The sequence below is a fragment of the Bartonella sp. CL25QHWL genome, from assembly GCF_042195335.1.
In the GTDB taxonomy this organism is placed as follows: Bacteria; Pseudomonadota; Alphaproteobacteria; order Rhizobiales; family Rhizobiaceae; genus Bartonella.
Genome location: NZ_JBHIOE010000008.1, coordinates 114,166 through 121,681, shown reverse-complemented (window position 1 = coordinate 121,681; position 7,516 = coordinate 114,166). Strand labels below are relative to the sequence as shown.

Genomic DNA, 7,516 nt, shown 5'->3' with positions numbered 1-7,516 from the left:
ATGAAATTTGAGACGTTGAATTATGCTATTCAGGATGTTCGGAAAGAAGCAAGACAAGCTGCTGCTATTGGTCTAGCGGTGTCCAACTTACGTTACTATGATATACCAGGATCTTTAAGTGTTTCATTTGGGAGTGGTTTATGGCGCAGTCAATCTGCACTTGCTCTTGGTGCTGGTTATACATCTGAAGATGGAAATATTCGCTCGAATGTATCTGTGACAAGTGCTGGAGGTCATTGGGGAATAGGCGCTGGAATTACTCTGAGGTTGAGATGATAATAGAAAAAATGGCTGTTATTGTAAAAACGAGAAGTATGTTAGTAAAGGTTCTGCTGTTTGCTCTTGCCTTAATAGGCAAGAGCGAAAGCTTTGCCAACGAGAATAATAATATTTATACGGTGCATCCACCGCACTTATCGATACCTAAGGGAGAACCTGGCGAAACACGTCGAATTATTATGCAATTTTATGATTGGACTTTGATTTGTGACGAAAAACAAAAGCTTAAACATAAGCAAGGTATATGTAATGTGACACAGACGGTTCATGATCAAGAAGGAAATACCATTTTTAGTTGGTCTCTTGTTTCTACGACAAGTGGTCAAGCAGTGATGCTTTTTCGAACATTGCCAAATTCTGATATAAATGTTCCGATTCAAATGTTTGTAAAAGATGTTAAAAAACCTGTTCTTATTAATTATACGCAATGTAATGAAACGGTTTGTTTGGCACAATCACCTGTAGGGCCGGTTTTGACTAAACAAATAGAGCAGAACAATAAGGTACGTATTTCCTATAAAACTAAAGAAGGTAAGGTATTTTCTTTTACTGTACCATTTAAAGGGTTAAATGCGGCACTTAATTCTTTCCGTCCTTAGAATCCATCGAGTATTTTTAACAAGAGTCATTTTTCCATAAATTTTTGTATTATATTTTTGAGTGTAAATTATAAGGTCAGATAAGTAAGAAGTTTTATATAATATGATATCGAGGTGATTTATTGGAAAGAGTGAGAGTTTTATGAATATAAAGTCACAGTAAGTTCTTTATATGTAATAGAAAATCAAATTAGTATTTCCTATAATGCTTAAAGAGTGATTTCGTTAGTTATTAAAAGTAAAAAAGATTAGAAATACTCGATTTCTTCCTTACAATAATGAGTAGACTAAATTCTTTTTTTAAGCTTCAAATGGATTTTTAATGCGGTCTGATTAAGCATTAATATTTTTCAGATAAATTTTATAATTCTAGAGTTTTTTTGAACGATAGTTTTTATTGGTATTCACGAAATAACAGCTATTGTAATTGCATTTTGTAGTACTACGGAACTTTTATTCCAGTATAATCAAAGCCATTTCATTGCATATAACAAACGTGGTTTGTGTGTGGATAACGAAAAAATTTTTTTTCTTATAAACCGTACTAATGTATAGGTTGTTGTAACCTTAAAAGTCAGCAAATAGTATGATAGTGTAGGTTTGTTACAATAGAGGTGTGCTCCGTGTAAATGGTATAAAGAAAAGAGCATAATTTATAAAAATTGATGTGAACGTAAACGATTAATTTATAGTTTTAAGTTCATAAAGAGATGCATGATTTCACGGAAACAACCGAAAGATTATACAAAAATCTGAATGATGTTAGTGTAGAAAATTTTAATGATAGAAAAAGAAAGAATGATTTCTTGTATATATCATTTGATGCTGCATTATTGCTTTATTTAGGAATGAGCAGAAGAGTTTTCGCGTTTATTTATTGGGGGAACGCTCAAGGGATAAGGGACATGACCCCGTTAAATTATGGTTCAAAAGAGTTAAAGCGAGGAGAAATATACGATACCAAAGCAGATCAGTTGTATGATCAGTGCAGTAGTAATACAAATAATCTTTCTGCATTGTCACGAACAGAGGCATACTCTGTCCTTGTTGATATAAAGAGACAACAGAGAAAAAAACATTATGAACAGAAACAGGTTTTTGTTCAATCTGAGGCAGCTTTTGAGTTTCATAATCAGATAATGATAGGTGCTCAAAAAACAAAAAAACTCAAAGCACCTTTTCTTCGACGGTTCCATTCAGTAAAATCTCCACCTCTTTATGCGGCACTTGATCTCGGAACAAATAATTGTCGTCTTCTTATCGCATCTCCCAGTAAACCTGGATATTTTCGTGTTGTTGATGCTTTTTCTCGTATTGTACGATTGGGAGAAGGTTTAATAAATAACGGTTTTCTTAATACACAAGCTATGGATCGTGCGATTGAGGCATTAAAGATTTGTCATTTAAAGCTAAAACAAAGGCATATTAAGCGTTATCGCTTGATTGCAACGGAAGCTTGTCGTTCTGCAGAAAATGGTAGACATTTTATTCAGCGTGTTTTGGAGGAGACAGGTCTTGAATTGGAAATTGTTGATCGGCGAACAGAAGCGCGTTTTGCTGTTACAGGGTGTAGTACACTTGTTGAACCAAATACTGACGCAATTGTGCTTTTTGATATTGGAGGAGGGTCATCAGAAATTGTGCTACTTGATGTTTCTCAAAAGCGTTCTTTTCGTTTAGCTAGACAAATTATCGCTTGGACTTCTCTTCCTGTTGGTGTTGTTACGCTTGCTGAACGTTTTGGAGGGAATGATATTAGCTTAGACGATTTTGAAAAAATGAAAAGCTATGTGCGAGGGTTATTAAATAATTTTTCAGATCGTCATAAATTAGGAGAGTTAGCACAAGGTTCGAAGTTTCATCTTTTGGGAACCTCCGGTACAGTTACGACTTTAGCAGGAATGTATCTTAATTTAGAGCGTTATGATAGGAAAAAAGTGGATGGCATTTGGATGAAGGATGCAGACATTACACTTATGACACAACGTCTATTATCATGGGATATAGAAAAACGTGTCATAAGTCCTTTTATTGGGCGCGAGAGAGCAGATTTAGTTTTAGCTGGTTGTGCAATTTTAGATGTTATTCGGGAAGTTTGGCCAAGTCAGCGTTTAAGAGTTGCTGATCGTGGATTAAGGGAAGGAATTTTGATAGAGCTAATGTTACGCGATGGGGTATGGTGTCGTCGTAGAAAGAGCAGAGATTTCAAGCGCTAGAGAATTAAATATGGAGACAATGAATAACGATGAAAAAAACAACAAAAACACCGAGAGGTGGCTATGGAGGTTCAGGGTCACATGAATTATATCAGCGCGTAAAAAAGAAAGCAGGAACCATTAAAGCTTCATCACGACGATGGTTAGAGAGGCATCTGAACGATCCTTATGTCCATCAATCAAAAGTAGATGGGTATCGTTCGCGTGCGGCTTATAAACTCATTGAAATTAATGAGCGCTATAGGTTTTTGAAAAAAGGTCAAAAGGTTATTGATCTAGGAGCAGCACCTGGGGGCTGGTGTCAGGTGGCTGAGCGTATAGTAGGGTCAAGTGATGAGGATCCTAGCGTTGTTGGTATTGATTATTTACATGTTGATCCATTACCTAGAGTTGCCATGTTGGAAATGGATTTTTTGCATACAGATGCACCGCAGAAATTAATTGAAACTTTAGGGACAAAACCGGATGTGGTTCTTTCTGATATGGCAGCGCCAACAACAGGTCATCGTCAGACGGATCATTTAAGAACGATTTATTTATGTGAAGTTGCGGCTGATTTTGCTCTTTCGGTTCTTAAGCCTGGGGGACATTTTTTAGCAAAGGCTTTTCAAGGAGGAGCAGAAAACACTCTTCTTACGATACTAAAACAGCATTTTAAAAAAGTCTATCATGTTAAACCACCCGCAAGCCGATCAGAATCAGTAGAGCTTTATCTTCTAGCACTTGAATTTAAGGGAAAAACAAAAATACAAGAATAGCGCCTTCTTTTAAGAAGACTTAACTTTACTTAACCTATTTAGATGTGATGATTTTTTTCTCAAAGAGTTATCGGCGATAGTGACAGTTTTTCTGTTATCAATGATGAAAAACTGGTAAAACTAATGTATTGCCTATAGAGGTAAAGAGATTGATTCCTCAGTGAGTGTTTCCAATGAAATTTCTTGATCAAGCTAAAGTTTATATTCGTTCTGGTAATGGAGGTTCTGGAGCAGTATCATTTCGTCGTGAAAAATTCATAGAATTTGGGGGACCTGATGGGGGGAATGGAGGACGGGGTGGTGATGTTTGGGCTCTTGTTGTTGATGGGCTTAACACGCTGATTGATTATCGCTACCAACAGCATTTTAAAGCAAAAACAGGGGGGCATGGCAAGGGGCGTAATATGACGGGTGAGAAGGGTAATGATGTCATCCTTAAAGTTCCGGTTGGGACGCAAATTTTTGAAGAAGATAATACAACGTTAATATGTGATTTAACGGAAGTGGGACAGCGCTATCGCCTTGCAAAAGGAGGGAATGGCGGTTTTGGCAATCTTCACTTTACAACATCGACAAATCGGGCACCGCGTCGTGCAAATCCAGGTTTGGCTGGAGAAGAGCGTGCAATATGGCTTCGTTTGAAGTTAATTGCTGATGCGGGGCTTGTTGGTTTACCAAATGCTGGAAAATCAACTTTTTTAGCTTCTGTAACGGCTGCAAAACCAAAAGTTGCAGATTATCCTTTTACCACTCTACATCCTCATCTTGGTGTTGTACGTATTGATAGTCGTGAATTTGTTTTGGCTGATATTCCAGGATTAATTGAAGGAGCGCATGAAGGTGTGGGAATTGGAGATCGTTTTTTAGGACATGTGGAACGTTGTCGCGTACTGCTTCATCTAATTTCTTCTCAAGAAGAAGATGTAGCAAAAGCATATCAAATTGTGCGTCATGAACTTGAGGCATATGGAAATAATCTAAGTGATAAAACTGAAATTGTTGCTTTAAGCCAGATAGATACTCTGACAATTGAAGAGCGTGAAGCTAAACGGGAAGCTTTACAAAGAGCAGCGGATCAACCAGTTATGATGTTTTCTGCGGTTAGCCGCGAAGGTTTAGAAAATGTGCTGCGTGCTGGTGCACATATTATTGAAATGTCACGCAAAGAGGAGATCAGTGGGGATAGCAAGGTTGATTGAGATGGCTGTTGGATCGCAAAAACTTACACACTATAAACGTATTGTGGTCAAGATTGGATCTGCCCTTTTGGTTGATCCTCAGGCAGGTTTACGGGTTGAATGGCTTAAAAGCTTGATCAATGATGTTGTTGAATTACACAAAGGAGGCGTAGAGATATTATTGGTGTCTTCAGGTGCTATTGCTTTAGGAAGGACATTGCTACAGCTTCCTAAGGGGGCTTTGAAATTGGAAGAAAGTCAGGCATGTGCTGCTTTGGGGCAAATTGAGTTAGCAAAAACCTATGGTGATGCGCTTGCTCAACATGGGCTCAAAACAGGCCAAATTTTGCTCACTTTATTTGATACGGAGGAGCGAAGGCGTTATCTCAATGCACGTGCAACGATTGAGACGCTTTTATATTTGGGAGCTGTGCCTGTTATTAATGAGAATGATACTGTTGCAACAACTGAAATTCGTTATGGTGATAATGATCGTTTAGCTGCACGTGTGGCAACAATGGTGCGGGCAGATCTTTTAATACTTTTATCCGATATTGATGGTCTTTATACAAAGTCTCCCCATAGTGATCCTACGGCTGAATTTATACCTTTTGTTGCATCCATTACGCATGATATCGAAAAAATGGCAGATGTTGCTGCTTCAGAGTTTTCACGGGGAGGAATGAAGACTAAGCTTGAAGCCGGAAAAATAGCTAATGCTGCTGGAACGGCGATGATTATCACCTCAGGCAAGCGTATGAATCCTCTTGCTGCAATTGACAAAGGTGAACGCAAGAGTTTTTTTGCGGCAAGTAAGAAATCTGTCAATGCTTGGAAAACATGGATTTCTGGTCATTTAGATCCATCTGGTGTTTTGACGATTGATCAAGGAGCCATTAGGGCTCTTGAATCAGGAAAATCATTATTAGCTGCAGGGGTTATTGGCGTTGAGGGAAATTTCCAGCGTGGGGATACGGTTGCAATTGTTGGTACAGATGGAGTTGAGATTGCGCGTGGACTTGTAAGCTATGACAAAGATGAGGCTGTACGCATTATAGGACATAAAAGTGAAGAAATCGAAGCTATTCTTGGGTATGAGGCGCGCTCTGCTATGGTGCATCGTAATGATATGATTGTACGTTGCTTGACCAATACTGTTTAAAAAAGTTACTTTTGTTTTTATTGTTTTGGCAGAGTGGATGTTACGATGACTTTAGAAGAACAAATGAAAGATATGGGACAAAAAGCACGCTATGCCGCTGCAGCGTTAGCTGTTGCTTCTTCTGAGCAAAAGAACAATGCATTAGAAATGATCGCTTTAAGTCTAGAGGCTCAGTCAGATGAAATTTTACGGGCGAATTGTCAAGATTTAGAGAATGCTGCTCAGAATAATTTGAAAGCTGCAATGATTGATCGGCTAAAATTAGATGATTTGCGTTTACGTGCAATGATAGACAGTGTTCGCCAAGTTGCTCGTTTATCTGATCCTGTTGGACAAGTGATGGATGAATGGACGCGTCCAAATGGGCTTCATATAAGTCGTGTACGAACACCTCTTGGTGTGATTGGCATTATTTATGAAAGTCGTCCCAATGTTACAGTTGATGCGAGTTCTTTGTGCTTAAAAGCAGGTAATGCTGCGATTTTGCGCGGTGGTTCGGATAGCTTTCATTCTTCTCATGCTCTTCATTTAGCTTTGGTACAAGGTTTAGAGCGCTCTGGTTTACCCAAAGATGCTATCCAAATGGTTGGAACGACAGATCGTGCTGCCGTTGGGGAAATGCTCAAAGGATTGGATGGAGCGATTGATGTGATCGTACCACGTGGTGGAAAGAGCCTTGTTGCCCGCGTTCAGTCTGATGCACGTGTTCCAATTTTTGCTCATTTGGAGGGACTTTGTCATATTTATATTGATAAATCGGCAGATTTAGATATGGCACGCAATATTGTTTTAAATGCAAAGCTGCGGCGAACAGGGATATGCGGTGCTGTTGAGACAGTTCTCATTGACGGCCAAGCATTAAAAAAATTTCTTCCTGTTTTAACTGCTTTACAGGAAAAGGGGTGTGAAATTCGTGCCACAGAAGATATTGTTTTTCTTATGCCAGATGTCAAATTAGCTTCTGAAGAAGATTGGTCGCATGAATATCTTGATTCTATTCTTTCTGTTAAAACGGTTGAGGGTGTTGAGGGAGCCATTTCTCATATCAAGCGTTATTCATCAGGACATACGGAATCGATTATTGCTGAGGATTTGGAAGTGGTGAAGAATTTTTTTAATCATTTAGATTCAGCTATTTTATTACACAATGCATCTACACAATTTGCTGATGGAGGTGAATTTGGTTTTGGAATGGAAATTGGTATCGCAACAGGAAAAATGCATGCACGTGGTCCCATAGGTGTTGGACAGCTAACATCATTTCAATATCACGTTAAAGGAAATGGTCAGGTTAGAGCTTGAGAACACCATTTTTTCCATGGAA

The 7,516-nt window shown here is 38.5% G+C and carries 7 protein-coding genes; all 7 read left to right on the top strand.

Features of this window, described 5'->3' with window-relative positions:
* On the top strand, window positions 1-276 hold a 276-nt coding region (locus ACFILY_RS06195; RefSeq protein ID WP_375631103.1), incomplete at its 5' end, for a YadA-like family protein.
* Window positions 273-878 (top strand): invasion associated locus B family protein, encoded by a 606-nt coding sequence (locus tag ACFILY_RS06190; RefSeq protein WP_273790643.1) that lies wholly within the window; start codon window positions 273-275, stop codon window positions 876-878. The genes ACFILY_RS06195 and ACFILY_RS06190, both read left to right, overlap by 4 nt.
* Window positions 879-1,783: 905 nt before the next feature.
* Complete coding sequence (locus tag ACFILY_RS06185; protein ID WP_273790642.1) at window positions 1,784-3,094, top strand: Ppx/GppA phosphatase family protein; 1,311 nt, start codon at window positions 1,784-1,786, stop codon at window positions 3,092-3,094.
* A gap of 29 nt (window positions 3,095-3,123) precedes the next feature.
* A complete protein-coding gene (locus ACFILY_RS06180) occupies window positions 3,124-3,852 on the top strand; it encodes an RlmE family RNA methyltransferase (protein WP_273790641.1) in 729 nt (242 codons plus the stop codon).
* 173 nt (window positions 3,853-4,025) lie between these two features.
* Window positions 4,026-5,051: a GTPase ObgE gene (gene obgE, locus ACFILY_RS06175; RefSeq protein ID WP_375637586.1), complete on the top strand. Its 1,026-nt coding sequence runs from the start codon at window positions 4,026-4,028 to the stop codon at window positions 5,049-5,051.
* A 1-nt stretch (window position 5,052) separates the two neighbouring features.
* Window positions 5,053-6,192, top strand: coding sequence for a glutamate 5-kinase (proB, locus tag ACFILY_RS06170; RefSeq protein WP_375631102.1), 1,140 nt, complete (start codon window positions 5,053-5,055; stop codon window positions 6,190-6,192).
* Window positions 6,193-6,237: 45 nt separating this feature from the next.
* A complete protein-coding gene (locus tag ACFILY_RS06165) occupies window positions 6,238-7,494 on the top strand; it encodes a glutamate-5-semialdehyde dehydrogenase (protein ID WP_375637587.1) in 1,257 nt (418 codons plus the stop codon).
* The last annotated feature ends 22 nt before the right edge of the window (window positions 7,495-7,516 follow it).